Origin of the sequence: Lelliottia sp. 489 (assembly GCF_050435885.1) — a bacterium.
Lineage (GTDB): Bacteria > Pseudomonadota > Gammaproteobacteria > Enterobacterales > Enterobacteriaceae > Enterobacter > Enterobacter nimipressuralis.
Genome location: NZ_JBNDLC010000005.1, coordinates 197543 through 223671, shown reverse-complemented (window position 1 = coordinate 223671; position 26129 = coordinate 197543). Strand labels below are relative to the sequence as shown.

The following is a 26129-nucleotide window of genomic DNA, read 5'->3' as shown; positions in this document are numbered from 1 at the left end:
AAAGAACCGTTTGCCAGATTTCATTTATTGCCATCCAAGGAGTTAAACGTGAGTTCACAGCCTCACCAGTTGCCGTAAGGGTAGGTTTTGTCTTTGATAAAGTCTTTTGTATCCTGATCATATCCCTCCGGAATTTTGTAAGACATATCAAGCCGACTTATCCCTTTACATCCCTCCAGTTTATCGCCTGACAGCGTTGTGATTTTTTAGGCTCTATCGGCAGGTTGTTTCCCCCGCCGCTGTTTTGCAACCAGACTCTAACCTTCCCCTCGGGAGCCAGACCAAACAGAATTGTACTGTACCAGGCCTCCTTACCCAGCCAGTTGAGGTGTTCATTTTTTCCCTCATGGACGCCGGGAAAATAATACGCGTTTCATAGGTTTTTTTATCGATAATAGAATCCCAGCAAAAAAGCATAGCCACCGGTGGATGGCGCGCTTTGTTAAATTGCGCGAAATTCATGTAGCGGTTATTCCATAACCCGATGCTTGAAGCATCATCCTCAACCCGATCAAGCGTTCTAAATGAGTAGAGAACTTTTTTATCATCGATGATGCCAACATAATTGACAAAAGCCGGAAGCGCTTTCGGCGTAAAAAACACAAATCCCCATAGCCCATAAGGCATCTCACCGGTTTCTTCTGGGGTTATAGGTCTAGCCGAGTGGCAGCCTGCAACTGCAAGTAAGAGTAAAAGAAAAATCCGTTTGCCAGATTTCATTTATTGCCATCCATGGTGTTAAACGTGAGTTTCCAGACTCACCAGTTGCCATATGGGTAGGTTTTGTCTTTGATAAATTCCTGCGTCGTCTTCGAAGAACGATATCCTTTTGAATGTTTGGTGATGCCTTTACAACCATCCAGTTTGTCGCCTGACAGCGTTGTGATTTTTTTAGGCTCTACCGGCAGGTTGTCTCCCCCGCCACTGTTTTGTAACCAGACTTTGACCTTCCCCTCGGGAGCCAGACCAAACAGGATGGTGTTGTACCATGCCCTTTCTCCTAAGCGGTCTATCCCTGTAGATATCCTCATTTTTTCCCTCATGAATGCTGGAAAAATAATACGCGTCTCATAGGTTTTTTTATCAATACTGGAATCCCAACAAAAAAGGATGGCTACAGGCGGATGACGCGCTTTGTTAAATTGCCCATGCCGACCGACCTTGTCATTCCATGTGCCGACGGTCAGGTAGCTATCCTGAGTACTGTCCAGCGTTCTGAATGAGTAGAGAATATTTTTATCATCGATAATGCCGACATATGTCACGAGGGCCGGAAGTGCTTTCGGCGTAAAAAATGCAAACTCCCACAGCCCATAAGGCATTTCACCGGTTTCTTCCGGGGTTAGAGATCCAGCCGAGTGGCAGCCTGCAACTGCAAGTAAGAGTAAAAGAAAAATCCGTTTGCCAGATTTCATTTATTGCCATCCATGGTGTTAAGCGTGAGTTCACAGTCTCACCAATTGCCGTAAGGGTACGTTTTGCCTTTGATAAATTCCTGCGTCGTCTTCGAATACCGATACCCTTTTGAATGTTTGGTGATGCCTTTGCAACCATCCAGTTTGTCGCCTGACAGCGTTGTGATTTTTTTAGGCTCTACTGGCAGGTTGTCTCCCCCGCCACTGTTTTGTAACCAGACTTTGACCTTCCCCTCGGGAGCCAGACCAAACAGGATGGTGTCGTACCAGGCCCTTTCTCCTAAGCGGTCTATCCCTGTAGATATCCTCATTTTTTCCCTCATGAATGATGGAAAAATAATACACGTCTCATAGGTTTTTTTATCAATACTGGAATCCCAACAAAAAAGCATGGCTACAGGCGGATGACGGGCTTTGTTAAATTGCCCATGCCGACCGACCTTATCATTCCATGTGCCGACGGTCAGGTAGCTATCCTGGGTACTGTCCAGCGTTCTGAATGAGTAGAGAATATTTTTATCATCGATAATGCCGACATATGTCACGAGGGCCGGAAGCGCTTTCGGCGTAAAAAATGCAAACTCCCACATCCCATAAGGCATTTCACCGGTTTCTTCCGGGGTTAGAGATCCAGCCGAGTGGCAGCCTGCAACTGCAAGTAAGAGTAAAAGAAAAATCCGTTTGCCAGATTTCATTTATTGCCATCCATGGTGTTAAGCGTGAGTTCACAGTCTCACCAATTGCCGTAAGGGTAGGTTTTGCCTTTGATAAATTCGGGTGTTTCACCAAAATACACATAACCATTTGGATGTTGGGTTATCCCCTTACAACCATCCAACTTATCGTCTGATAATGTGGTGATTTTTTTTGGCTCCACTTCGATGCTTCCATTACCCCCAACGGTATTTTGCAACCAGACCTTTACTTTTCCCCCGGGCGCAAGCCCAAACAACAGAGTGTCATACCATGCTTTTTCGCCATAGCGATCAACTCCTGTCGAAACACTCATTCTGCTCCTAAGTGATTCAGGAAATATAATGCGCGTTTCATACGTCTTTTTATCGATTATTGAGTCCCAGCAAAACAGCATAGCGACAGGGGGATGGCGGGCTTTGTTGAATTGTGCATGCCGTCTTACCTTATTATTCCATGTGCCAACTGTTACCCAACTATCCTTAGTACTGTCCAGCGTTCTGAATGAGTAGAGAATATTTTTATCATCGATAATGCCGACATAAGTCACATCAGCAGGTAATGCCTTGGGCGTAAAAAATGCAAATTCCCACATCCCATAAGGCATTTCACCGGTTTCTTCGGGGGTTATGGCTCCGGTCGAATGGCAACCTGCAACTGCAAGCAAAAGTGAAATAAAGAACCGTTTGCCCATTTTCATTTTTTATTCCCATCCATGTCATAGGTTGTCCGTTTCCATCCCTCATCAGGGCGATTTACAAAACCAATTATCTTCGAGGGTGACATACCACCATAAATCTTCCTGTGTGAGTCGAGCGTGATGCTGTTCCAGTTTGCCGAGCAGTGGATATACTTCTCAGCAATAATATCGATTTCAGTCGGCGTAAAGTGAATGAGTGATAAACCAAGACGTGCTGCTTTTCCTGACTTTATCGCTGTTTCACAGAGAGAAGATAATTCTTGGGGAAGTGCCAGTCCCGGTTTATTTGAGTCAAGTGGATCAAACACGACTCCCGCCTCCTGCGCCGCATCGAGCATGACCCGTAGTACCACTTTGGACCAGTCGTTCTTCACCAGTCTTTGCTTCATGGTCAGCGCAGCAAATGCCCGTTTTTGCATCCCCTCGATGTGATGGGCTGGCATTCGCTCGTCTTCCCACACATCCGCGCTAATGTCGTTGGTGCGGATAAGCGGGGCCACTACTGCGGAAGCCTCAAGTACAGACAATTGTGCTACGGCATGACGGTACGCCCGCGACTTTTGAGGAGGTGTGTTGAGTGGCACCGTTTCACCCTCGGGGCGTGTAAGGAAGATATTTTCGCGCACCACTGGCAAATAACCTCCGCCGATATCGGAGTGAGCGCCGGGCAGCGCCAGTTCAGGCCAGGCGGGCTGGACACTGTTCAGCGCAAAGTTAAAGCGGCATTCGTTCTGTGCCGTGATATGAAAGACTTTTTCCGCCACGCCAGGACGCAGCATGATATTGACCTCGCCGGTGTTCGCCGTGTGCGGGTTCAGGCCGTTCTGTGGCGTGCCGATGGCGGCGACAGTATCGAAAATGCCGATGAAACGCGTTTTCCCGGCTGGCGCACCGACATAATTGACCTCTCCCATTCCGTAGCGAATGGCATTGGCGATCACTCTGTCTTTATCCTGAATACGGTTGGCAAAATGGCGTGCGGCGGCGGCTCCACGGCTAAAACCAAAGATATCAAACCTCAGCTCTGTGACCTTAAGTGAAGGAACCGAAATAAATTCGCTCAAATCATTGAAGAATTTTCTTAAGCCCACCGCAATCTGCTTCACCGCAAGGTCCGTCTTCGCAATCACCCCGGTATCCGCCACGCCTAAGGTCAGGCCAAGCATACTGTCCGGTTTGCCCGCTTCGGTACCAATCCCTTCCACATAAATTGCTGCCTGCACTTGCCCTGTATCAATGGGGATATCCGTTTTGTACAACGTATTTAACCAGTGAATATTTGTATAGCCCCCGATATAGCTGGTAGCGCTGGTACCTGAAATGCCCATCTTTTCCTCGGCAGTACGGGCCAGAATAATTTCAGCATCCGGATCGGAGAGTTCGAAATGGGCAGCGGTACAGGCAGCTAACATATTCTGCGTGTTCACGGCATTATTACCGGTTCCATCAAAAAAGACGCCCAGTGTCAAAATAATATGACGTATTTCTGGCTGCGGCTTTTCATTCGGCGGAAACAGCTGTTTATAGTTATCCGGTAGGATCAGGTCACTGTATTCCGTGTTAGCGCTAAGATGTTTGCTGCGAATATATTCATAACTCACAGTGATATTTTCACTATCGAGAACACCCGGATTTATAGAATGCATAATCCCCTGAACAGATGCCCCACGGAGTTCTATCTGATAGTATTTCTCCTGTCGCCCGTAGCGATTGGTGCGATAAAAATCGAAGATCAGCTGCAGCTTTTCATTCTCATTAATCGCGGTCGTCAGTAATGGCGTGCTTTTATCTATCGGTTTAGTAAATCGCAGGCCCGGGTGGTTCATGCCATATGCGGTGCTCGTCATACTGGAGGCAAGCTGGTAAACAAGAATTTCATCCCGATGCTGATACTGGTAGCGATTACCAATGGATTTTTCTGTTCCGCAGCCTGAAGATATTTCACCCTGACGTTCGCCTTTCATCCTTAAATAAACGGTATTACTCATATGTTGATGTCCTTATCTGGCAACATTCCCTGAGCCAATTAAATGAGCATCATTATATTACTCTTTCTCACACTGAATAGTGTCTGACAGATCATATATTCTTTAAAAGAGAACACGTTTAGAAAATAAAAAACCCGCCTTTCAGCGGGTTTTTTTATATCGATAACCGATTACTGCAGCAGCGAAATATCCGCCACGCGCAGGAACAGTTCACGCAGTTTTTCGAGCATCGAGAGGCGGTTAATACGCAGCTCTTTATCCTCTACGTTTACCATCACTTTTTCGAAGAAGGCATCGATCACTTCACGCAGTTCTGCCAGTTCCACCAGCGCTTCCTGGTAGCGGCCTTCCGCGAAGAACGGCTCCAGCTTGTCGCGCAATACCACAACCTGCATCGCCAGCGCGATCTCTTCTGGTTCTTTCAGGGTGGCAGCGTTGACACGTTCGGTGAGCTGTTCATCGGACTTCGCCAGGATATTGGAAACACGCTTGTTAGCCGCAGCCAGCGCAGACGCGGCTTCCAGCGTACGGAAGTGCGAAACCGCCTTCATGCGTGCATCAAAATCTGCCGGACGCGTTGGACGGCGTGCCAGAACGGCCTGAATGGTATCGACGGTGTAGCCTTCGTCCTGATACCAGGCGCGGAAACGGCCAAGCATAAAGTCGATAACGTCATCCACTACTTTGGCGTTGGTCAGCTTGTCGCCGTACAGACGTACCGCTTCTTCAGTCAGCGTCTGCAGATCCAGATTCAGGTTCTTCTCAACGATGATACGCAGCACGCCGAGCGCCGCACGACGCAGTGCAAACGGGTCTTTGTCGCCTTTTGGATGCTGACCGATACCAAAGATCCCCGCAAGGGTATCCATTTTATCGGCAATCGCGACGGCACAGGCCACCGGATTAGACGGCAGTTCATCGCCCGCAAAGCGTGGCTGATACTGCTCATTCAGCGCAACCGCGACATCTTCCGCTTCGCCGTCATGACGTGCGTAGTGCATGCCCATAACGCCCTGGGTGTCGGTAAATTCGAACACCATGTTGGTCATCAGGTCGCACTTGGAGAGCAGGCCCGCGCGAGTCGCGTGGTTAACATCAGCACCGATTTCACGGGCGATCCAACCAGACAGCTCCGCGATACGATCGGTTTTGTCGCGCAGCGTGCCGAGCTGTTGCTGGAACAGAACGGTTTGCAGGCGCGGCAGGTGATCTTCCAGACGTTTTTTACGGTCGCTATTGAAGAAGAACTCAGCATCCGCAAGACGTGGACGAACCACTTTCTCGTTACCGGAGATAATCTGGCTCGGATCTTTCGACTCAATATTCGCCACAAAGATAAAGTTTGGCAGCAATTTGCCGTCCGCCGCGTAAACCGGGAAGTACTTCTGGTCACCCTTCATGGTGTAAACCAGCGCTTCAGCCGGAACGGCGAGGAATTTCTCTTCGAACTTAGCCGTCAGGACCACTGGCCATTCCACCAGCGAGGTCACTTCTTCCAGCAAGCTTTCGCTCAGATCGGCATTACCACCAATTTTGCGTGCCGCTTCTTCCGCGTCTGCTTTGATTTTGGCTTTACGCTGCTCGTAATCGGCAATGACTTTGCCGCGTTCCAGCAGGATCTGCGGATACTGATCGGCGTGCTCGATGGTGAACTCAGGCTCGCCCATAAAGCGATGGCCACGGATCACGCGATCGGACTGAATACCCAGGATTGTCGCAGGGATCAGCTTATCGCCCAGCAGCAGGGTCACGGTGTGAACCGGACGTACAAAGTGCACGTCGCTCGCGCCCCAGCGCATCAGTTTCGGGATTGGCAGTTTAGCCAGCGACGTGGCAATCATGTTTGGCAGCAGCGCTTCTGCGCTTTCGCCTTTCACATGGGCGCGATACAGCAGCCATTCACCTTTGTCGGTCGCCAGACGCTCAGCCTGGTCAACGGTGATACCGCAACCACGCGCCCAGCCTTCGGCGGCTTTGCTCGGTTTGCCTTCCGCGTCGAACGCCTGGGCAATGGCCGGGCCGCGTTTTTCGACTTCGCGGTCTGGCTGGGAGGCTGCGAGATTTGCAACTTTCAGCGCCAGACGGCGTGGAGCCGCAAACCATTCGATTTTGCCGTGCGCCAGGCCAGCGTTATCCAGCTCAGCCGTGACATTTGCAGCGAAGGATTCCGCCAGGCTGCGCAGGGCTTTTGGTGGCAGCTCTTCAGTGCCGATTTCCACCAGGAAAGTATTCTCAGACATGGCCGCCTCTTATTTATTTCGATTGCACATCGGGAAGCCAAGAGCTTCACGGGACGCGTAGTAAGCTTCTGCAACGGCTTTGGTCAGCGTGCGAATGCGCAAAATATAGCGCTGACGTTCAGTCACGGAGATGGCTTTACGGGCGTCGAGCAGGTTAAAGCTATGGGCGGCCTTCAGAATACGCTCGTAGGCTGGCAGCGGCAGCGGAGTTTCCAGCGCCAGCAGCTGCTGCGCTTCTTTCTCGTACTGCTCGAAGCAGGTGAACAGGAAGTCCACATCCGCGTATTCGAAGTTATAGGTGGATTGCTCCACTTCGTTCTGATGGAACACGTCGCCGTAAGTGGTTTTACCCAGCGGGCCGTCGCTCCAGACCAGGTCGTAAACGCTGTCTACGCCCTGAATGTACATCGCCAGACGTTCCAGACCGTAGGTGATCTCACCGGTGATTGGCTTACACTCAAGGCCACCAACCTGCTGGAAGTAAGTGAACTGCGTCACTTCCATGCCGTTCAGCCACACTTCCCAGCCCAGACCCCAGGCACCCAGCGTTGGGTTTTCCCAGTTATCTTCCACGAAGCGAATGTCATGAATGGTTGGATCCACGCCCAGCTCTTTCAGGGAACCGAGGTACAGCTCCTGGATATTATCCGGAGAAGGCTTAATCACCACCTGGAACTGGTAATAGTGCTGTAAGCGGTTCGGGTTTTCGCCATAGCGGCCATCGGTCGGACGACGGGATGGTTGCACATACGCGGTTGCCATAGGTTCAGGCCCCAGCGCACGCAGGCTAGTCATCGGGTGTGAAGTGCCGGCGCCAACTTCCATGTCCAAAGGTTGAACAATGGTGCAGCCCTGACGAGCCCAGTAATCCTGTAACGTCAGGATCAGGCCCTGGAAGGTCTTGGTATCAAACTTTTGCATAGTATTTCGTGCTGGATACGTGTGGTTTTAAATGGAAGGGATCAGTATACCCGCTGACTGCAAGATATACAGTACGAAACGGGTTTGTTTAGGGAAAATTGGGGAAATAAGGCGCTTAGCGCATTGAGAGATGCAAAAACTGCCCGTCTGCGTCAAAAGAGCAGACAAAGCCCTCTTTACGTGCCGTAGACCCGCGCATCTCATAGCTGCCCTGAAATTGCTCAAAGCCTGTCACATCAATTTTCTGAGTGCCGGTATTATAGCGATGGGCGGCCTGATCCTTACACAGCTGCTCCATATTTAACGAGCGTTCCGGGCTGACTTTGCTTTTTTGCGCCCGCTGTGCCGGAGCGTCTTCCTGTGAGCTGCACCCTGCAAGTAAAACCAGCAGAATCAGTGACGCAGCGCGCGTGATCATCATTTTTATTACCGCCCTATTTTCTGGCTGTTATTTTTAGTATTAAAACTTTATAGATTATGGCCCGGCATTCTGCGAATCTCGCGACTTTCGTTCAAGCGCGCCCAAGCAAACTCAGAATTATCCAGTGAGAGGCTAGCACACAATGACAGTCAGACCGTATTTACCACCAACACAGAGGAACTGATGCAGTCAAAAATTAGCTGGATTGATAATTTGCGAGGGATAGCCTGTTTGATGGTCGTGATGATTCATACCACGACCTGGTACATCACCAATGCCCACAGCATCAGCCCAATGAACTGGGATATCGCCAATATCCTCAACTCGGCATCGCGCGTCAGCGTCCCGCTGTTTTTCATGATTTCCGGTTATCTGTTTTTCGGTGAGCGCAGCGCACAACCGCGCCATTTCCTGCGCATTGGCCTGTGCCTGCTGTTTTACAGCGCCGTGGCGTTGCTTTATATCAGCCTGTTTACGTCGATAAACGCCGAACTGTCGCTGAAGAATTTGCTGCAAAAACCCGTTTTCTACCATCTGTGGTTTTTCTTCGCCATCATCGTAATTTATCTCGTCTCCCCGCTGATTCAGGTCAAAAACGTCGGTGGGAAGATGCTACTGGCGCTGATGGTGGTGATTGGCCTGCTTGCCAATCCTAATACCGTTTCGCAGAAAATAGGCGGCTTCGAATGGCTGCCGATCAATCTCTATATTAACGGCGACACGTTTTACTACGTGATTTACGGAATGCTCGGGCGAGCAATCGGTATGCTGGATACGCGCAAGCCCTGGCTGACGTGGCTTTGCGCCGCGCTGTTCATCGGGGCGGTGTTTGTGATCTCACGCGGAACCCTCTATGAGCTGCGCTGGCGCGGGAACTTTGCCGACACCTGGTATGTGTACTGCGGCCCGATGGTCTTTATCTGCGCCGTTTCGCTGTTGACGCTGGTCAAAAACACTCTAAACACGCGCCCACTTCCGCTACTGGGGCTGATTTCACGCCACTCCCTCGGGATTTATGGCTTTCACGCATTGGTGATCCACGCCCTGCGCACGCGGGGACTTGAGCTGAAAAGCTGGCCGTTGCTGGATATCGTCTGGATTTTCACCGCGACGTTGCTCATCAGCCTGCTGCTGTCGATGCTGCTGCAGCGCGTGGACACGCGCCGGTTTGTCAGTTGATTGCACGCTGCTTTGCCCGGTGAAACTGGCGTGGAGACGAAAACCCTGCGGCGATGGACGCCTGCTCCACGCCGCGCCCCTGCAACAGCCATTGCTGTGCAATCGCCAGCCGCAGCTGCTCCAGATAATCGCGCACGCTGATCCCCAGATGTTCCTGAAAAAGACGTGTTAAATGCCGGGGGCTGACATGCGCCAGAGCCGCAATATCGGCCAGTTGCCAGCCTTTTTGCGGTTCGGCGGTCAGCGCATCCTGCGCGCGATGGATGGCCGGGTGCAGATGATTGCGATAACGCAACCACGGCGAGAGCTGAGGATCGTCGCCCGAACGTCGGAACCACACCACCATTTCTCGGGCTACAGCCAGCGCCTTTTCCGGCCCACACAGGCGGCTCATCAGGCGCAGAGCGAGATCAATCCCTGAGGTGATCCCGGCACTGGTCCAGATGTTACCGTCCTGCACAAAAATACGATTCTCTTTGATTAGCGCACCGGGGGCCGCGTCGCGAAGACGCCCGATAACATCGTGATGCGTTGTGCACTGCTTGCCATTGAGTAAACCCGACTTCGCCGCCAGCAGTGCTCCGGAGCAAACGCACATAACCGTGATGGCCTGACGGTGAATTTCGGGCTGCAGGCGCATCAGCCAGTGCTGAACGCTCTGTGCCTGAGGCGTCGAAAACTGATGGCGCGAATCACTCACGCCCGGTAAAACCAGCAAACTGCCTTCGGGCAGCGTCTCGGGAAGAGGCGCAATTCCGCCCATCGTCAGGCCAATCGAGGTGGGGACCTCCGGCTGCGGGCCGATGTAGTGCAGGCGAAACGCATCGCCTGCCAGCACAAAGGTTTCTGCCGGGCCGGACATATCCAGCGCGAGTACTCCCGGCAACATCACAAACCAGACGTCGATACTCATCAGAGCGACTCCAGCGTCTCCGCCACAGTTTTAATTTCTGCAAAACGCCCGGCCAGAACCGTTTCGGTACGATGGCGCAGCTCGTGGGTATCGAGCGTGATGCCCTTCCAGGTCATCGGGAAGGTCAGCGTCGCTTCACTGACGAAGGTCACCGCATAGCCCAAATCCGAGGCCACTCGCGCGGTGGTTTCGCAGCACTGTTCCGTACGCAGACCACAGATGATCAGACGATTAATATCCCGTTCGCGCAACCAGTGGTCAAGGCCCGTATCGGTAAAGGCATTATGCACATGCTTCTGGAAAGCGACCGCAGGCTGATGACGTAAAAAGGACATCGGGGTGACATAACCGCTTTGCAGTGAGAACGGCCCGGCATCGTCGACATGAAAGATATCCACAACGGGGATATCGCGCGATTCACAGGCTTCAATCAGCCCCAGCATGGCCTGTTGAAATGCCTCAAAACCCTCTTCCTGCCAGTATTCACGGTGATGGAACGACTGCTGAGTATCGATATTGATTAATGCGGTGCGCGACATGGTGATTCTCCTCGCCAGTGGGTATAACCCTATACTGACGAGGAGACGGCTCCACGAGAAGACCAAAAAAGGACATCCTCATGTTCCATTGGGACAACGTCGCCTTACGACATTAACGGCAAGAGCTGCTGATAGATTTTGCGGAACACTTCGCGCCGTTCGGCGTAGCGGCTATGACGCGCCGCATCCGGCTTATGTTCCTGCTCAAGCGTGAGCTGCGGAAGTAGCTGCGAAAGCGGTTGGTCCGGGTTCAGCGCAATCTGCGCCAGACGAGCTGCGCCCAGTGCAGGCCCAACGTCGCCACCGGTGCGGTAATCAAGCTGCAAGCCGCTGATATCCGCCAGCATCTGCCGCCAGTAGCTGCTTCTCGCGCCTCCGCCGATGAGGGTAATGCTGGTCGGTTTAAGGCCGCAGTCATGAACCACATCCATCCCGTCTGCCAGCGCATAACCAACACCCTCCAGCACCGCACGCGCCAGCTCGGCTGGGCCATGCTGATGCGTCAGACCAAAGAACACGCCTTTCGCCTCTGGGTTGTTGTGCGGTGTGCGCTCACCGGAAAGGTAGGGTAAAAACCACACGGCACCGGCATCCTCATTGGCCTGCTGGGCCGCCGCGATCAGCGCCGGAACGTCCTTAAGACCCGTTAGATTTGCCGCCCAGTCAAGGCATGACGCGGCGCTGAGCATCACCGACATCAGATGCCATTTCCCCGGCAACGCATGGCAGAAACTGTGTACGGCGCTTACCGGATTGCTGCGATACCCGTCGCTGACGGCAAAATAGACGCCCGAGGTGCCTAACGACAGCATTGCCTGCCCGGCATCCACCATTCCCACGCCCACCGCCCCCGCCGCATTGTCGCCACCGCCCGCCACTACCGGCACGGCAGGCATATTCCAGCTTTCCGCAATCGACGGATTCAGCACGCCGGTGATTTCACTGCCTTCGAAGAGCGCAGGCATGTGATCGCGTGTCAGCTGGCAGGCATCCAGCATCGCCTCGCTCCAGTCGCGTTTAGCGACATCGAGCCACATCGTCCCTGCGGCGTCCGACATGTCGCTGGCGAAATCACCCGTCATGCGAAAACGCAGATAATCTTTTGGCAGCAAGACCTTCGCCACCTGCTTAAAAACGTCCGGCTCATGACGCTGGACCCACAGCAGCTTCGGTGCCGTAAAGCCCGGCATCATCAGGTTACCGGTAATTTGCCGTGACGTCGGCACCCGTTCTTCGAGGATGGCACACTCTTCGGCGCAGCGGCCGTCATTCCACAAAATCGCCGGACGCAGCACACGGTGCGCGCTATCCAGCAGCGTGGCGCCGTGCATCTGCCCGGCAATCCCCAGCGCTTTTACCTCACGCAGACTGTGCAGTTCGCCCAGCGCTTTAATCACGCGATCCGTCGCCTGCCACCACTGTTCGGGGTCTTGTTCTGACCATAGGGGATGTGGGCGCGAAACGTGCAGCTTCTCAGTGTGTGAGGCCAGTACGTCGCCCTGCTCGTTTAACAGGATGGCTTTCACACCCGATGTGCCAAGATCAATCCCGATATACATTGCGGTGACTCCTTTAACAGAAACGCCCGGTGGCGCGAAGCGTACCGGGCCTACAATACCAATATTTTCCGTAGGCCGGGCAGGCTCAGCACCGCCCGGCGACACTGACTATTTATCGAACAAATAGTGATTGACCAGGTTTTCCAGCAGTTCCTGGTGGCCACTCTGATGGCTCGGCGCCAGGCTATGTTGTTCAGCGTACTTCGCGATCTCGGCAAGGGATAACTGCCCTTTCAAAATTTGCTGGCCGAGTTCACTGTTCCAGCCGGAATAGCGCTTCGCAACGCGTTTATCCAGTTCACCGTCTTCAATCATGCGGGCCGCCACTTTCAGCGCCAGCGCCATGGTGTCCATCGCGCCGATATGGCCGTAGAACAGATCGTACTTATCGGTACTCTGACGGCGCACTTTGGCGTCAAAGTTCAGGCCGCCGGTAGTAAACCCGCCTGCTTTGATGATTTCGTACATCACCAGCGCATTCTCTTCCACGCTAATTGGGAATTGGTCGGTATCCCAGCCGAGCTGCGGATCGCCACGGTTGGCATCGACAGAGCCAAAGATGCCCAGCGCGATAGCAGAGGCAATTTCATGATGGAAAGAGTGCCCCGCCAGCGTGGCGTGGTTGGCTTCGATATTCACTTTGATCTCTTTTTCCAGACCAAATTGTTTGAGGAAGCCGTAGACCGTCGCCACGTCGTAATCGTACTGGTGCTTGGTTGGCTCCTGTGGCTTCGGCTCAATCAGCAAGGTGCCACGGAACCCGATTTTGTGTTTGTGATCGACCACCATCTGCATGAAACGGCCAATCTGCTCACGCTCCTGACGCAGGTCAGTGTTAAGCAGGGTTTCATAGCCTTCGCGACCGCCCCACAGCACGTAGTTTTCACCACCCAGCTGATGGGTGGCGTTCATAGCCGTTACCACCTGAGTGGCAGCCCAGCTGAACACTTCAGGATCAGGGTTGGTCGCCGCACCGGCACCATAGCGCGGGTTCGTGAAGCAGTTCGCCGTCCCCCAAAGCAGCTTGACGCCACTTTTCTGCTGCTTCTCGCCCAGATATTCCACCATCTGCGCAAAGTTGTTCAGATACTCCTTCAGCGAGGCCCCTTCCGGCGAAACGTCCACATCGTGGAAGCAGTAGTACGGGACGTTCAGCTTGTGGAAAAACTCGAATGCCACATCGGCTTTGCGCTTCGCCAGTTCCAGCGCTTCGCCAGGCTGCTGCCATGGGCGGTCAAACGAGCCGACACCAAACATATCCGCGCCATTCCAGCAGAAGGTGTGCCAGTAGCAGGCAGCGAAACGCAGGTGATCTTCCATGCGCTTACCGAGTACCAGCTCATCCGGGTTGTAATGACGAAATGCTAAAGGATTGGTGGATTTTGGGCCTTCGTAGCGAACGCGATCGAGTTGGTCGAAATAAGCTTGCATATTGAACTCCATAATCAAGAGGTGCGGCGAGTAATCGATAATGGAGTAATAGTGAATACTCATTGCAGCTTGCTCAATTACGTTATTTCACACTGCTATTGAGAGAATGCACAAACGTGCGCTGGCTCGCAAAAATAATACGCAAGCAAACGATTTTTCGGCGCTTATTCCAGAATCATGTGTAATTAATAAGTTGCACATTTTAAAATCAGATCACGGTCATAAATTCGCAAATAAACCAAATATCGTAATGAGAAGATAAAAATCTGTAATTGCCAGTTTGCCTTTCCCCGTTAAGAATTTGCTGCGTATCTGGCAGTGAATGATTCTTTTGTCTCAGCCTTACCACCCTACAGAAAAAGGTAAAATAATTATGACGATAAGAAACCTGTGCCTTACTCTCTGTGCTTCGCTACTGCTAACCAGCTTTGCGGGGCATGCAAAAGAAGTCAAAATCGGAATGGCCATTGACGACCTGCGCCTGGAGCGCTGGCAAAAAGACCGCGATATTTTTGTGAATAAAGCGGAATCTCTCGGTGCAAAAGTGTTTGTTCAATCTGCGAATGGCAATGAAGAAACGCAAATGTCGCAAATCGAAAATATGATTAACCGCGGCGTAGATGTGCTGGTGATAATTCCTTACAACGGCCAGGTGTTAAGTAATGTGGTAAAAGAGGCCAAACAAGAAGGAATTAAAGTCTTAGCCTATGACCGAATGATTAATAACGCTGACATTGATTTTTATATTTCCTTCGACAACGAAAAAGTCGGTGAAATTCAGGCGCAAAGTCTGGTCGATAAAGTGCCGCAGGGGAATTATTTCCTGATGGGCGGCTCCCCTGTTGATAACAACGCCAAATTATTCCGTGAAGGGCAAATGAAAGTCCTTAAGCCGTATATCGACGACGGTAAAATTAAAGTGGTGGGCGATCAGTGGGCCGACGGCTGGCTGCCGGAAAATGCGCTGAAAATTATGGAAAACGCGTTAACCGCGAACAATAACAAAATTGACGCTGTGGTCGCTTCCAACGATGCCACTGCGGGCGGTGCAATTCAGGCGCTGAGTGCGCAAGGTCTGGCCGGTAAAGTCGCGATTTCCGGTCAGGATGCGGATCTCGCGGGCGTAAAACGTATTATTGCCGGCACCCAGACCATGACGGTCTACAAACCTATCACCGAACTGGCCACTACTGCTGCGGAAATCGCCGTTGAGCTGGGCAACGATCAGCAGCCTAAGGCCGATTCCAAACTGAATAACGGCCTGAAAGATGTCCCTGCCCGTCTGCTGACGCCAATCGAAGTCAACAAAGAGAACATTGATTCCACCGTCGTGAAAGACGGTTTCCACAAGAAAAGCGAACTGTAATCCCGCATCGCCCCTGCTTTGCGGGGGCATGTCGACTTGTACGATTTGACTCGGGTCATGTGGAGCAGTTATGCCGTATTTACTTGAAATGAAAAGCATTACCAAAGCTTTTGGCGCGGTGAAAGCCGTCGACAACGTGAGCCTGCGCCTGAACCCTGGCGAGATTGTCTCGCTGTGCGGTGAAAACGGATCTGGCAAATCCACGCTGATGAAAGTGCTGTGCGGCATCTACCCGCACGGCAGCTATGACGGTGAAATCGTCTTTGCCGGTGAAACGCTGCAAGCCACGCACATTCGCGACACGGAGCGCAAAGGGATCGCCATCATTCACCAGGAGCTGGCGCTGGTGAAGCATCTCACGGTGCTGGAGAATATTTTCCTCGGTGCCGAAATCTCACGCTTCGGCGTGCTGGACTACGACACCATGACCCTGCGCTGTGAAAAGCTGCTGGCTCAGGTCAGCCTTCAAATTTCGCCCAATACCCGCGTCGGCGATCTGGGGTTAGGGCAGCAGCAACTGGTCGAAATTGCCAAAGCACTGAACAAACAGGTGCGCTTGCTGATCCTCGATGAACCTACCGCATCGCTGACTGAGCAAGAAACCGCGGTCCTGCTGGATATCATCCGCGACCTACAGCATCACGGCATCGCCTGCATTTATATTTCTCACAAACTCAATGAAGTGAAAGCCATCTCGGACACCATCTGCGTTATCCGCGATGGGCAACACATCGGCACACGAGAAGCTGCCGGGATGAGTGAAGACGACATCATTACCATGATGGTGGGCCGCGAACTCACCGCGCTCTACCCAAACGAGCCGCACACCACCGGGGACGAAATCTTAAGAGTCGAAAACCTGACCGCCTGGCATCCGGTTAACCGCCATATCAAACGCGTCAACAATGTCTCCTTCTCGCTGCGGCGCGGGGAGATCCTCGGCATTGCCGGTTTAGTCGGTGCAGGGCGAACCGAAGCGGTCCAGTGCCTGTTTGGCGTCTGGCCGGGCCGCTGGGAAGGCAGCATTTATCTCGACGGCCAGCTCGTACAGATCAACAGCTGTCAGCAGGCCATCGCCAAGGGCATCGCGATGGTCCCGGAAGACCGTAAAAAAGACGGCATTGTGCCGGTCATGGCAGTGGGGAAAAACATCACTCTCGCGGCCCTCAACCAGTTTTCGGGTGCGCTAAGCAGCCTGGACGATGCGGCGGAACAGCAGTGCATTCTCCAGTCTTTAGCGCGCCTGAAAGTTAAAACATCATCATCTGAGCTGGCCATCGGGCGGCTGAGCGGGGGCAATCAGCAGAAAGCGATTCTGGCGCGCTGCCTGCTTTTGAATCCACGCATCCTGATTCTGGATGAGCCGACGCGTGGAATCGACATCGGCGCAAAATATGAAATCTACAAACTCATTAACCTGCTGGTGCAACAGGGCATCGCGGTCATTGTTATCTCGTCCGAACTGCCCGAAGTGCTCGGCCTGAGCGATCGCGTTCTGGTCATGCATGAAGGCAAACTGAAAGCCAATTTGATCAACCAAAACCTGACCCAGGAACAGGTGATGGAAGCCGCCCTGAGGAGCGAACGTCATGTCGAAAAGCAACCCGTCTGATATCAAAGTCCCTGTGTCTGCGCCAGGTTTGTTCTCGGGATTTAAAGCGTTGAACCTACAGGTTTTCGTCATGATCGCAGCCATTATCGCCATCATGCTGTTCTTCACCTGGATGACCGACGGTTCGTATTTAAGCGCGCGCAACATCTCCAACCTGCTGCGCCAGACGGCGATTACCGGCATTCTGGCAGTCGGAATGGTGTTCGTCATTATCTCTGCCGAAATCGATCTGTCGGTCGGTTCGATGATGGGGTTACTGGGCGGTGTCGCCGCAATCTTTGACGTCTGGCTCGGCTGGCCGTTGCCGTTGACGGTGGCTGTCACGCTGGTGCTCGGCCTGCTGCTCGGCACCTGGAATGGCTGGTGGGTGGCGTATCGTAAGGTGCCTTCATTCATCGTCACCCTGGCGGGGATGCTCGCATTTCGTGGCATTCTGATCGGCATCACCAATGGCACAACAGTTTCACCCACCAGCGCGTCGATGTCGCAAATTGGTCAAAGTTATCTCTCCGATGGCGTTGGTTTTACCTTCGGCGCTATCGGCCTGATGGCATTCATCGCGTGGCAGTGGCGCGCCAGAATGCGCCGTCAGGCGCTGGGACTCGCCTCAACACCTTCAACGTCGGTCGTCGGGCGGCAGGCGCTGACCGCCGTCATTGTGCTGGGCGCGATCTGGCTCCTGAATGATTATCGTGGCGTGCCGACGCCCGTGCTGATTCTGACCCTGCTGTTGCTGGCCGGTATGTTTATGGCGACTCGCACCGCTTTTGGCCGACGCATTTACGCCATCGGCGGCAATATAGAGGCCGCACGTCTTTCAGGGATCAATGTGGAGCGCACCAAACTCGCCGTGTTTGCGATTAATGGTCTGATGGTGGCCATCGCCGGGCTGATTTTAAGCTCGCGCCTCGGCGCCGGTTCTCCCTCTGCCGGTAACATTGCCGAGCTGGATGCTATCGCCGCGTGCGTCATTGGTGGAACCAGCCTCGCAGGAGGCATCGGGAGCGTTGCGGGCGCAGTAATGGGGGCATTTATTATGGCGTCGCTGGATAACGGAATGAGTATGATGGACGTTCCGACCTTCTGGCAGTATATCGTTAAAGGCGCCATTTTGTTGCTGGCGGTCTGGATGGACTCCGCGACCAAGCGACGGGCATGAGTCACTGATTTGGGAAAGATAAACCATGTTTGAGAAGCGTCACCGCATTACGTTGTTATTCAACGCCAACAAAGCCTATGACCGTCAGGTAGTTGAAGGCGTGGGTGAATATTTGCAGGCGTCGCAATCGGAGTGGGATATTTTTATTGAAGAAGATTTCCGCACCCGCATTGAAAACATCAAAGACTGGCTGGGCGATGGCGTGATCGCCGATTACGACGATCCCGTGATCGAGCAGTTGCTGACCGACGTCGACGTCCCGATTGTGGGCGTCGGCGGCTCATATCACTCGCCCGAAAAGTACCCTCCGGTCCACTACATCGCAACGGACAATCACGCGCTGGTCGAGAGCGCCTTTTTGCATTTAAAAGAAAAAGGCGTACACCGCTTCGCCTTTTACGGCCTGCCCTCCTCCAGTGGCAAAGGCTGGGCGATGGAGCGCGAATATGCGTTTTGCCAGATCGTCGCGCAGGAGAAATACCGGGGCGTGGTCTATCAGGGGCTGGAGACCGCACCAGAGAACTGGCAGCACGCACAAAATCGACTGGCCGACTGGCTGCAAACCCTGCCGCCGCAAACGGGCATTATTGCCGTCACGGATGCCCGCGCGCGCCACGTGCTGCAGGTCTGCGATCATCTGCACATTCCGGTTCCTGAGAAACTGTGCGTCATTGGCATCGATAACGAAGAGCTGACGCGCTATCTGTCGCGCGTGGCCCTGTCGTCGGTGGCACAAGGGACGCGTCAGATGGGCTATCAGGCCGCGAAATTACTTCATCGTCTTCTGGATAACGAATCCTTGCCTCTTCAGCGCCTGCTGGTGCCGCCGGTTCGCGTAGTGGAGCGCCGCTCCACGGACTACCGCTCGTTAAACGATCCGGCGGTCATTCAGGCCATGCACTACATCCGTAACCATGCCTGTAAAGGCATCAAAGTGGATCAGGTGCTGGACGCGGTCGGTATTTCTCGCTCAAATCTGGAGAAGCGCTTTAAAGAAGAGGTCGGGGAGACAATCCACGCGGTGATTCACGCCGAAAAACTGGAGAAAGCCCGTAGCCTGCTGATCTCAACTTCTCTGTCGATCAACGAAATTTCACAGATGTGCGGCTATCCGTCACTGCAGTATTTCTATTCGGTATTTAAGAAAGAGTACGACACCACGCCGAAAGAGTATCGGGAGCGGTATAGCGAAGTGTTGGTATAACGCTGTTGTAGCGCTGATTCAGCAAAGAAAAACGCCTTCCGATGGAAGGCGTTTTTTAGAGAAGGCTTACATGTGTGCGGCAATTAAGCGCTGGTTATCCTGGTACATCGCAAACAGGTAGTTGTTGTAGCTCTGCCCCTGCGTTGAATACCCTTTTAGCTTGTGAATCATGGTACTCGCCGTCACTTCCTGGTCCGCTTTACGCAGCTGAGCGCGTGACTTACGGAACGAAGAGTAGGCCGGATGCGTGTTCAGGTTTACCACGTAGGCATTCACGGAATCTTTAACCGATTCGAACTGCGAATAGCCTTTCACTTTGCCTGGCGCGTTGTTACAGCGGCCTTTGGCGCACTTCATGCCGAAGAGATTGTTGTTGTTACGCGCCAGTTTTGACGTGCCCCAACCACTCTCTGCGGCTGCCATGGTCGCGACCATGCTGCCTGGAATAATATCCACGCGCTCAAGCAGTGAGTTCCACGGCACGCGGCGGGTATTACCATTCCAGCTCACCTTGTAGCGCTTCGCGATGTCTTTAAGACGTGCGCGTTCGCTGGGTGACCAACGGCTTTCGTACTGTTTTGAAACCAGCCAGTTACGATCTGCAGTAATTGCAGAATTTTGGCTTGTAATATAAGGCATTACCGTCCGGAGAAACGCTTTTTTCCTTGGTGTCCCGGAAGGGTATTTTCGCAAATCAGGAAGTGAACTGCTCTTTACACTATTGCGAGAATACTCTTGTTTACTGCTAACCTTAATCTTACTGCTACTGCTGGTCGTCTTTATGACGTGGGCTTTTTTACTCGTTGTATCCGTGTGCGTCTTCGCAAGCACCTCACCTGAAAACGTCACGGTGAGCAACATGAGTATCGTAGCCCCAAATCGTCGTATGGGAGTCGATATCATTAGTTCTCCTGGTCGGATATATGCATTCCAACACCTTATTTTTTTCACAAAATTGAGAGCGGAATCTCAAATCATATCAAAAATAGTCTTCAAGAGCATCCAAAGAAATAGTCTAATTCCGAAACTATGTCACCTGAAACTTGCTCACTTAACCATCATTTCTACAAATTTGTGTGCGATATCGCAGATAAACGCCTAATTTTGCGCGAGATCACTCACCCTTTCGACTCATCCCGCCATAAAGCTCAGAGGGAGGAGTCAGCGCGATAAACCTGATGGCACACTGGTTAAAATTGCCGCGACAGGAAAATGGAATGAAACGCTCCGCTTTAGCTCTTTTGCTACTGCCCGCGATAGCGAATGCAGACTGGTCATCTCCCGGCTTTTCTACCTTTAACGCCGAAGGCGCTGGGGTGTTCACAAGCCATGCAAAGCTCGCGAAGGGTACTCGTCCTCTGACCCTCAATTTTGACAATGCGTGCTGGCAGCCCACAAATCCCATTAAACTCAATGAGATGATGTCGCTTAAGCCCTGCGAGGGAACGCCACCTCAGTGGCGCCTGTTCCGCGAGGGTGATTATCAGATGCGCATTGATACGCGCTCTGGCACGCCAACGGTGATGTTGACGGTGCAAAGTGCCGCAGAGAAACCCATCGCAGAGGTCACTCGCCAGTGCCCGAAATGGGACGGTAAACCGCTCACCATTGAGGTGAAAGACACTTTCCCGGAAGGCTCCGTGGTACGGGATTTCTACAGTCAGCAGACGGCCACGGTGCAGCAAGGGAAAATCACCCTGCAACCCGCCGCGAACAGCAACGGTCTGCTCCTGCTAGAACGGGCAGAAACAGATAAAGCCGCGCCATTCAGCTGGCAAAACGCCACCGTCTACTTTGTGCTGACAGACCGCTTCGTGAATGGCGATCCGTCTAATGACAACAGCTATGGCCGTCACAAAGACGGCATGCAGGAAATTGGCACCTTCCACGGCGGCGATCTTAAAGGACTCACCAGCAAGCTCGATTATCTCCAGCAGCTTGGCGTCAACGCCCTGTGGATTAGCTCGCCGCTGGAGCAAATTCACGGCTGGGTAGGCGGCGGCACCAAAGGCGATTTCCCGCACTATGCCTATCACGGCTACTACACGCAGGACTGGACAAAACTCGACGCCAACATGGGCAGCGAAAACGATCTCCGCCACCTGGTCGACGAGGCGCACAAGCGCGGTATCCGCATTCTGTTTGACGTCGTGATGAACCACGTCGGCTACGCCACGCTTGCGGATATGCAGGAGTATCAGTTTGGCGCATTGTACCTGCAGGGCGATGAGTTGAAAAAAACGCTGGGCGAACGCTGGACCGACTGGAAACCCGCGCCCGGGCAAAGCTGGCACAGCTTTAACGACTACATCAATTTCAGCGACAAAGCCGGGTGGGAAAAGTGGTGGGGCAAACACTGGATCCGCACCGATATCGGCGATTATGACAATCCTGGGTTTGACGATCTGACCATGTCGCTGGCCTTTTTACCCGATCTCAAAACCGAATCGACCACCCCTTCCGGTTTACCGAATTTCTACCGCCATAAGCCGGACAGCCACGCCGAAGCGATCGCCGGTTATACCCCGCGCAATTATCTTACCCACTGGCTCAGTCAGTGGGTGCGCGACTACGGCATTGACGGTTTCCGGGTGGATACGGCTAAACACGTTGAACTGCCCGCCTGGCAAGAGCTGAAGGATAAATCCACTCAGGCACTGAAAGCGTGGAAGCACGCTAATCCGGACAAAAAGCTGGATGATGCCCCGTTCTGGATGACGGGTGAATCATGGGGCCATGGCGTGATGCAAAGCGACTATTACCGCCATGGTTTCGATGCGATGATCAATTTTGACTATCAGGAGCAGGCCGCCAAAGCCGTCGATTGTCTGGCGGATATTGATGTTACCTGGCAGCAGATGGCGGAAAAGTTACAGAGCTTCAACGTCCTGAGCTATCTCTCGTCTCACGACACGCGCCTGTTCCGCGAAGGTGGCCAGCGCGCGGCAGAACTGCTGCTGCTCTCTCCGGGGTCGGTGCAGATCTATTACGGTGACGAATCAGCACGGCCATTTGGCCCAACCGGTTCCGATCCGCTGCAAGGCACACGCTCAGACATGAACTGGCAGGACGTCACCGGCAGCCAGGCTTCGGGCGTCAAACACTGGCAAATTCTCGGGCAGTTCCGGGCGCGCCATCCGGCTATTGGCGAGGGTACGCAAACCACCCTCTCCCTCGCGCAAGGCTACGCTTTTGTGCGCCAGCACCAGGACGATAAAGTGATGGTGGTCTGGGCCGGAAATCACTAACGCCTGCGGCGTCCCCTTCAAGCGGAGGGGACGATCTTCAACCAGAATAATTCACCAAACAAATACAAATCAGCAAAACAAAACAACGATCCTCCCCTCTTCCCTCGATTTGCACCCGCACGATGCTAGCGTTATGGTTACCCACTTTCATTATAAGAATGCCAGATCACCTGTTATGACGTTTTCACTTTTCGGCGATAAATTCACCCGCCATTCAGGCATTACCCGCCTGATGGAGGATCTCAACGACGGGCTGCGCACACCGGGCGCCATCATGCTCGGCGGGGGAAATCCGGCCCAAATCCCGGCCATGAACGACTACTTCCACAACCTGCTGGCGGAGATGCTGCAAAACGGCAAAGCCACTGATGCGCTGTGCAATTACGATGGCCCGCAAGGCAAAACTGAGCTACTGACGCTGCTGGCAGATATGCTGCGCGACGAACTGGGTTGGGATATCGAACCACAGAATATTGCACTGACAAACGGCAGCCAGAGCGCATTTTTCTACTTGTTTAACCTTTTTGCAGGACGTCGCGCCGATGGCAGCACCAAAAAAGTGCTGTTCCCGCTGACGCCGGAGTACATCGGCTATGCCGACTCCGGGCTGGAAGAGGATCTGTTCGTCTCCGCTCGCCCTAATATTGAGCTACTGCCCGAAGGCCAGTTCAAGTATCACGTCGATTTTGAACACCTGCACATCGGCGAAGAGACCGGCATGATTTGCGTCTCACGCCCGACCAACCCGACGGGCAACGTCATCACTGACGAAGAGCTGATGAAGTTGGACGTGCTGGCCAATCAGCACGGTATTCCACTGGTGATCGATAACGCCTACGGTGTGCCGTTCCCCGGCATTATCTTTAGCGAAGCCCGTCCGCTGTGGAATCCGAACATCGTCCTGTGCATGAGCCTCTCGAAACTGGGCCTGCCGGGCAGCCGCTGCGGCATCATCATCGCCAATGAAAAAATCATCAGCGCCATCACCAATATGAACGGCATCATCAGCCTGGCGCCGGGCGGAATGGGCCCGGCCATGATGTGCGAAATGATTAAGCGCAACGATCTGCTGCGCCTGTCGAATGACGTGATAAAGCCGTTTTACTACCAGCGCGTGCAAGAAACTATCGCGACAATTCGCCGCTATTTGCCCGAAGATCGCTGCTTGATCCACAAACCTGAAGGGGCGATTTTCCTCTGGCTGTGGTTTAAGGATCTGCCGATCACCACCGAGCTGCTGTATCAGCGCCTGAAAAAGCGCGGCGTGTTGATGGTTCCGGGGGATTACTTCTTCCCGGGGCTTGATAAGCCGTGGCCGCATACGCATCAGTGTATGCGAATGAACTACGTGCCAGACCCAGAGAAAATCGAAGCCGGGGTGAAAATCCTGGCCGAAGAGATCGAGCTGGCCTGGAGTGAAGGCGGCCACTAACCGCGTACCCGCAGAACAACAAAAAAAGGCCAGATTCTACATCTGGCTTTTTTTTAGCACTTATCCGCGCACGGTGAACCCAAGCTCTTGTGAAATCGCTTCAGCGGTTTCGCGCAGCGGTTTAAGCAGATTCTTTTCCCCCACCTGCTTCATGCGCGAGGTCGAAAGGGAAATAGAAATGGCATACGGCACCCGCCCGTGAATATCGAACACCGGGACCGCAATGCAGGACACGCCCAGTTCGTTCTCTTCTTTATCCATCGCCATGCTGCGGGAGCGGATCTCCTCCAGCTCGTCGTACATCGCGCTCAGCTCGGTGATGGTATTACGGGTCAGAGGCTGAATCTGCTCCTGATGGCTCTGCCAGTAGCTCGCCACGTAATCCTGATGGCCGAACGCCATGTAGATTTTCCCCATTGCAGAACAGTAGAGCGGCATGTGCTGGCCGATATAAGCGCGCGTGCGCAGCATTCCGGTCGTCGGTTCCAGCTTGTAGATCAGAATCGCATGGTCGTCTTCCCGGCTGGAGAAGTTCACCGTTTCGCCCGTCACGATATTCAGATTTTCCAGATGGGGCGCCGCCACGTGAATAATATTGAGCGACGACAGCGCTTTTTGCCCCACGGCGATAAATTTCGTGGTCAGACGATAGCTGCCCGCCGCAGGCGCGGGGGTAACGTAGCCGCACGACTGCAAACCCTGCAGTAACCGATGCACGGTGCTTTTATTCAGGCCGGCAAGTTCAGATAAATGCGCAAGCGGACACCCGTTCGGATAGTTACTGAGAATTTCAATCAGCATCAGGCCGCGAAACAAGCTCTGGCTGCCTGCTGGCCTCTCTTTTTCTTGCGTCATCTCGCTCTCTTTCATGCTCATTACATCGTTCTCCGTTAATCGCGTCCTGATGGTAGCGCAAAGTGTGGTTCAGTTCACGATCTCAGCATTAAAAACACAATTCGTTGATTTTACTACATTTTGAAAAACATGAATGTCGTTGATCTGACAAAAATTGATCGCTATATTTGAAATCAGATTTCGCAATGTGAAATTTAGAGATAAAAAAGCACTCACACGCGCCCCTCATACGAACAGGAGAACAGGGATGAAAGTGACCTTTGACGAGTTGAAAGCGGCATTCAATCAGGTGCTGCTCAACCGTGGCGTCAAGGCAGAAACCGCCGATGCCTGCGCAGAGATGTTTGCGCGCACCACCGAATCAGGCGTCTATTCACATGGCGTTAACCGTTTTCCGCGTTTCATTCAGCAGCTGGACGCCGGGGACATCATTCCTGACGCGCAGCCGAAGCGCATCACCACGCTGGGAGCCATTGAGCAGTGGGACGCCCAGCGCTCCATCGGCAATCTGACGGCCAAAAAAATGATGGATCGCGCAACCGAACTGGCCTCGGATCACGGAATTGGTCTGGTGGCACTGCGCAATGCCAACCACTGGATGCGCGGCGGCAGCTACGGCTGGCAGGCCGCTGAAAAGGGCTATATCGGAATTTGCTGGACCAACTCTATCGCCGTCATGCCGCCGTGGGGCGCGAAAGAGTGTCGCATCGGCACCAACCCGCTGATCGTCGCCATTCCATCAAATCCCATCACCATGGTGGATATGTCGATGTCGATGTTCTCCTACGGCATGCTCGAAGTGAACCGTCTGGCAGGGCGCGAACTGCCGGTAGACGGCGGGTTTGACGACGAAGGCAATCTGACCAAAGAGCCGGGAGTGATCGAGAAAAACCGCCGCATTTTACCAATGGGCTACTGGAAAGGTTCGGGTCTGTCTATCGTGCTGGACATGATCGCCACCCTGCTGTCCAACGGTTCGTCCGTGGCGGAAGTGACGCAGGACAATAGCGATGAATACGGTGTGTCGCAGATCTTTATCGCCATCGAAGTGGACAAGCTGATCGACGGCAAAACCCGTGATGCCAAACTGCAGCGCATTATGGATTTCATCACCACCGCTGAACGCTCTGACGACGACGTCGCCGTGCGCCTGCCGGGGCATGAATTTACCCGTCTGCTGGAAGAGAACCGTCGCAATGGCATCACCATTGATGACAGCGTATGGGCGAAGATCCAGTCGCTGTAAGGAGTGAC

Annotated in this window: 21 protein-coding genes and 1 pseudogene; 8 read left to right on the top strand and 14 right to left on the bottom strand. The window is 53.2% G+C overall.

Annotated elements, in window-relative coordinates; translation table 11 throughout:
- Positions 1-157: 157 nt before the first annotated feature.
- From ABIE11_RS16985 to ABIE11_RS16950, 8 genes and pseudogenes are all read right to left on the bottom strand, one after another.
- Positions 158-627 (bottom strand): annotated as a pseudogene (locus tag ABIE11_RS16985) (DUF2931 family protein).
- Between the two features lie 131 nt (positions 628-758).
- Positions 759-1415: a DUF2931 family protein gene (locus ABIE11_RS16980; protein ID WP_429184937.1), complete on the bottom strand. Its 657-nt coding sequence runs from the start codon at positions 1413-1415 to the stop codon at positions 759-761.
- Between the two features lie 38 nt (positions 1416-1453).
- A complete protein-coding gene (locus ABIE11_RS16975; RefSeq protein WP_429184936.1) occupies positions 1454-2110 on the bottom strand; it encodes a DUF2931 family protein in 657 nt (218 codons plus the stop codon).
- 38 nt (positions 2111-2148) lie between these two features.
- Complete coding sequence (locus tag ABIE11_RS16970) at positions 2149-2808, bottom strand: DUF2931 family protein (RefSeq protein ID WP_429184934.1); 660 nt, start codon at positions 2806-2808, stop codon at positions 2149-2151.
- A complete protein-coding gene (gene tssD, locus ABIE11_RS16965; protein ID WP_429184933.1) occupies positions 2805-4796 on the bottom strand; it encodes a type VI secretion system tube protein TssD in 1992 nt (663 codons plus the stop codon). The genes ABIE11_RS16970 and tssD overlap by 4 nt, the downstream gene beginning before the upstream one ends.
- Positions 4797-4966: 170 nt before the next feature.
- Positions 4967-7036, bottom strand: a complete 2070-nt coding sequence (gene glyS, locus ABIE11_RS16960; RefSeq protein WP_100778136.1) for a glycine--tRNA ligase subunit beta — start codon at positions 7034-7036, stop codon at positions 4967-4969.
- A 9-nt stretch (positions 7037-7045) separates the two neighbouring features.
- Complete coding sequence (glyQ, locus tag ABIE11_RS16955) at positions 7046-7957, bottom strand: glycine--tRNA ligase subunit alpha (RefSeq protein ID WP_011915428.1); 912 nt, start codon at positions 7955-7957, stop codon at positions 7046-7048.
- Between the two features lie 115 nt (positions 7958-8072).
- Complete coding sequence (locus ABIE11_RS16950; RefSeq protein WP_429184932.1) at positions 8073-8378, bottom strand: YsaB family lipoprotein; 306 nt, start codon at positions 8376-8378, stop codon at positions 8073-8075.
- A 183-nt stretch (positions 8379-8561) separates the two neighbouring features.
- Between ABIE11_RS16950 and ABIE11_RS16945 the strand changes: the two genes are divergently transcribed.
- The gene (locus ABIE11_RS16945; protein WP_429184931.1) at positions 8562-9557 is read left to right on the top strand and encodes an acyltransferase; all 996 of its coding nucleotides are present in this window, start codon (positions 8562-8564) and stop codon (positions 9555-9557) included.
- Here the strand turns inward: ABIE11_RS16945 and ABIE11_RS16940 are convergent.
- From ABIE11_RS16940 to xylA, 4 genes are all read right to left on the bottom strand, one after another.
- Positions 9550-10470: a GlxA family transcriptional regulator gene (locus ABIE11_RS16940; RefSeq protein ID WP_429184930.1), complete on the bottom strand. Its 921-nt coding sequence runs from the start codon at positions 10468-10470 to the stop codon at positions 9550-9552. The two genes, ABIE11_RS16945 and ABIE11_RS16940, sit on opposite strands and share 8 nt — an antisense overlap.
- Positions 10470-11009 carry an isochorismatase family protein gene (locus tag ABIE11_RS16935; RefSeq protein WP_429184929.1) on the bottom strand — a complete coding sequence of 180 codons (540 nt, stop codon included), beginning with the start codon at positions 11007-11009 and terminating at the stop codon, positions 10470-10472. The genes ABIE11_RS16940 and ABIE11_RS16935 overlap by 1 nt, the downstream gene beginning before the upstream one ends.
- Before the next feature lie 104 nt (positions 11010-11113).
- Positions 11114-12568 carry a xylulokinase gene (gene xylB, locus ABIE11_RS16930; protein WP_429184928.1) on the bottom strand — a complete coding sequence of 485 codons (1455 nt, stop codon included), beginning with the start codon at positions 12566-12568 and terminating at the stop codon, positions 11114-11116.
- A gap of 108 nt (positions 12569-12676) precedes the next feature.
- Complete coding sequence (gene xylA / locus ABIE11_RS16925; protein ID WP_102105140.1) at positions 12677-13999, bottom strand: xylose isomerase; 1323 nt, start codon at positions 13997-13999, stop codon at positions 12677-12679.
- Positions 14000-14372: 373 nt separating this feature from the next.
- Between xylA and xylF the strand changes: the two genes are divergently transcribed.
- From xylF to xylR, 4 genes are all read left to right on the top strand, one after another.
- On the top strand, positions 14373-15365 hold the full coding sequence (gene xylF / locus ABIE11_RS16920; protein WP_100778142.1) for a D-xylose ABC transporter substrate-binding protein: 993 nt from the start codon (positions 14373-14375) through the stop codon (positions 15363-15365).
- 70 nt (positions 15366-15435) lie between these two features.
- Entirely contained in the window at positions 15436-16977 is a 1542-nt protein-coding gene (locus ABIE11_RS16915) for a xylose ABC transporter ATP-binding protein (RefSeq protein WP_429184927.1), read from the top strand.
- Positions 16955-18136 carry a xylose ABC transporter permease XylH gene (gene xylH, locus ABIE11_RS16910; protein WP_102105030.1) on the top strand — a complete coding sequence of 394 codons (1182 nt, stop codon included), beginning with the start codon at positions 16955-16957 and terminating at the stop codon, positions 18134-18136. The genes ABIE11_RS16915 and xylH overlap by 23 nt, the downstream gene beginning before the upstream one ends.
- Positions 18137-18161: 25 nt before the next feature.
- Entirely contained in the window at positions 18162-19340 is a 1179-nt protein-coding gene (xylR, locus tag ABIE11_RS16905; protein WP_100778145.1) for a D-xylose utilization transcriptional activator XylR, read from the top strand.
- A 66-nt stretch (positions 19341-19406) separates the two neighbouring features.
- Here xylR and ABIE11_RS16900 read toward each other — a convergent pair whose 3' ends face one another.
- A complete protein-coding gene (locus ABIE11_RS16900) occupies positions 19407-20243 on the bottom strand; it encodes a protein bax (protein ID WP_102105031.1) in 837 nt (278 codons plus the stop codon).
- Between the two features lie 314 nt (positions 20244-20557).
- Between ABIE11_RS16900 and ABIE11_RS16895 the strand changes: the two genes are divergently transcribed.
- Both ABIE11_RS16895 and avtA read left to right on the top strand, forming a co-directional pair.
- Entirely contained in the window at positions 20558-22588 is a 2031-nt protein-coding gene (locus ABIE11_RS16895; protein ID WP_429184926.1) for an alpha-amylase, read from the top strand.
- Positions 22589-22763: 175 nt separating this feature from the next.
- Positions 22764-24020, top strand: a complete 1257-nt coding sequence (gene avtA, locus ABIE11_RS16890) for a valine--pyruvate transaminase (protein ID WP_100778148.1) — start codon at positions 22764-22766, stop codon at positions 24018-24020.
- Between the two features lie 60 nt (positions 24021-24080).
- Here the strand turns inward: avtA and yiaJ are convergent, their stop codons facing one another.
- Positions 24081-24896 (bottom strand): IclR family transcriptional regulator YiaJ, encoded by an 816-nt coding sequence (gene yiaJ / locus ABIE11_RS16885; RefSeq protein WP_100778149.1) that lies wholly within the window; start codon positions 24894-24896, stop codon positions 24081-24083.
- A gap of 226 nt (positions 24897-25122) precedes the next feature.
- On the opposite strand from yiaJ, the gene yiaK reads away from it, so the two are divergent.
- Positions 25123-26121: a 3-dehydro-L-gulonate 2-dehydrogenase gene (yiaK, locus tag ABIE11_RS16880; RefSeq protein ID WP_314521172.1), complete on the top strand. Its 999-nt coding sequence runs from the start codon at positions 25123-25125 to the stop codon at positions 26119-26121.
- The last annotated feature ends 8 nt before the right edge of the window (positions 26122-26129 follow it).

Bases quoted from the DNA above. Each gene is read 5' to 3' on its own strand.
- ABIE11_RS16945 (WP_429184931.1), top strand. From the start codon at position 8,562: ATGCAGTCAAAAATTAGCTGGATTGATAATTTGCGAGGGATAGCCTGT.
- avtA (WP_100778148.1), top strand. From the start codon at position 22,764: ATGACGTTTTCACTTTTCGGCGATAAATTCACCCGCCATTCAGGCATT.
- glyS (WP_100778136.1), bottom strand. From the start codon at position 7,036: ATGTCTGAGAATACTTTCCTGGTGGAAATCGGCACTGAAGAGCTGCCA.
- glyQ (WP_011915428.1), bottom strand. From the start codon at position 7,957: ATGCAAAAGTTTGATACCAAGACCTTCCAGGGCCTGATCCTGACGTTA.
- xylA (WP_102105140.1), bottom strand. From the start codon at position 13,999: ATGCAAGCTTATTTCGACCAACTCGATCGCGTTCGCTACGAAGGCCCA.
- ABIE11_RS16915 (WP_429184927.1), top strand. From the start codon at position 15,436: ATGCCGTATTTACTTGAAATGAAAAGCATTACCAAAGCTTTTGGCGCG.
- ABIE11_RS16950 (WP_429184932.1), bottom strand. From the start codon at position 8,378: ATGATGATCACGCGCGCTGCGTCACTGATTCTGCTGGTTTTACTTGCA.
- ABIE11_RS16980 (WP_429184937.1), bottom strand. From the start codon at position 1,415: ATGAAATCTGGCAAACGGATTTTTCTTTTACTCTTACTTGCAGTTGCA.
- ABIE11_RS16900 (WP_102105031.1), bottom strand. From the start codon at position 20,243: ATGATATCGACTCCCATACGACGATTTGGGGCTACGATACTCATGTTG.
- ABIE11_RS16895 (WP_429184926.1), top strand. From the start codon at position 20,558: ATGAAACGCTCCGCTTTAGCTCTTTTGCTACTGCCCGCGATAGCGAAT.
- tssD (WP_429184933.1), bottom strand. From the start codon at position 4,796: ATGAGTAATACCGTTTATTTAAGGATGAAAGGCGAACGTCAGGGTGAA.
- yiaJ (WP_100778149.1), bottom strand. From the start codon at position 24,896: ATGAGCATGAAAGAGAGCGAGATGACGCAAGAAAAAGAGAGGCCAGCA.
- xylF (WP_100778142.1), top strand. From the start codon at position 14,373: ATGACGATAAGAAACCTGTGCCTTACTCTCTGTGCTTCGCTACTGCTA.
- ABIE11_RS16935 (WP_429184929.1), bottom strand. From the start codon at position 11,009: ATGTCGCGCACCGCATTAATCAATATCGATACTCAGCAGTCGTTCCAT.
- xylB (WP_429184928.1), bottom strand. From the start codon at position 12,568: ATGTATATCGGGATTGATCTTGGCACATCGGGTGTGAAAGCCATCCTG.
- yiaK (WP_314521172.1), top strand. From the start codon at position 25,123: ATGAAAGTGACCTTTGACGAGTTGAAAGCGGCATTCAATCAGGTGCTG.
- ABIE11_RS16970 (WP_429184934.1), bottom strand. From the start codon at position 2,808: ATGAAAATGGGCAAACGGTTCTTTATTTCACTTTTGCTTGCAGTTGCA.
- ABIE11_RS16975 (WP_429184936.1), bottom strand. From the start codon at position 2,110: ATGAAATCTGGCAAACGGATTTTTCTTTTACTCTTACTTGCAGTTGCA.
- ABIE11_RS16940 (WP_429184930.1), bottom strand. From the start codon at position 10,470: ATGAGTATCGACGTCTGGTTTGTGATGTTGCCGGGAGTACTCGCGCTG.
- xylR (WP_100778145.1), top strand. From the start codon at position 18,162: ATGTTTGAGAAGCGTCACCGCATTACGTTGTTATTCAACGCCAACAAA.
- xylH (WP_102105030.1), top strand. From the start codon at position 16,955: ATGTCGAAAAGCAACCCGTCTGATATCAAAGTCCCTGTGTCTGCGCCA.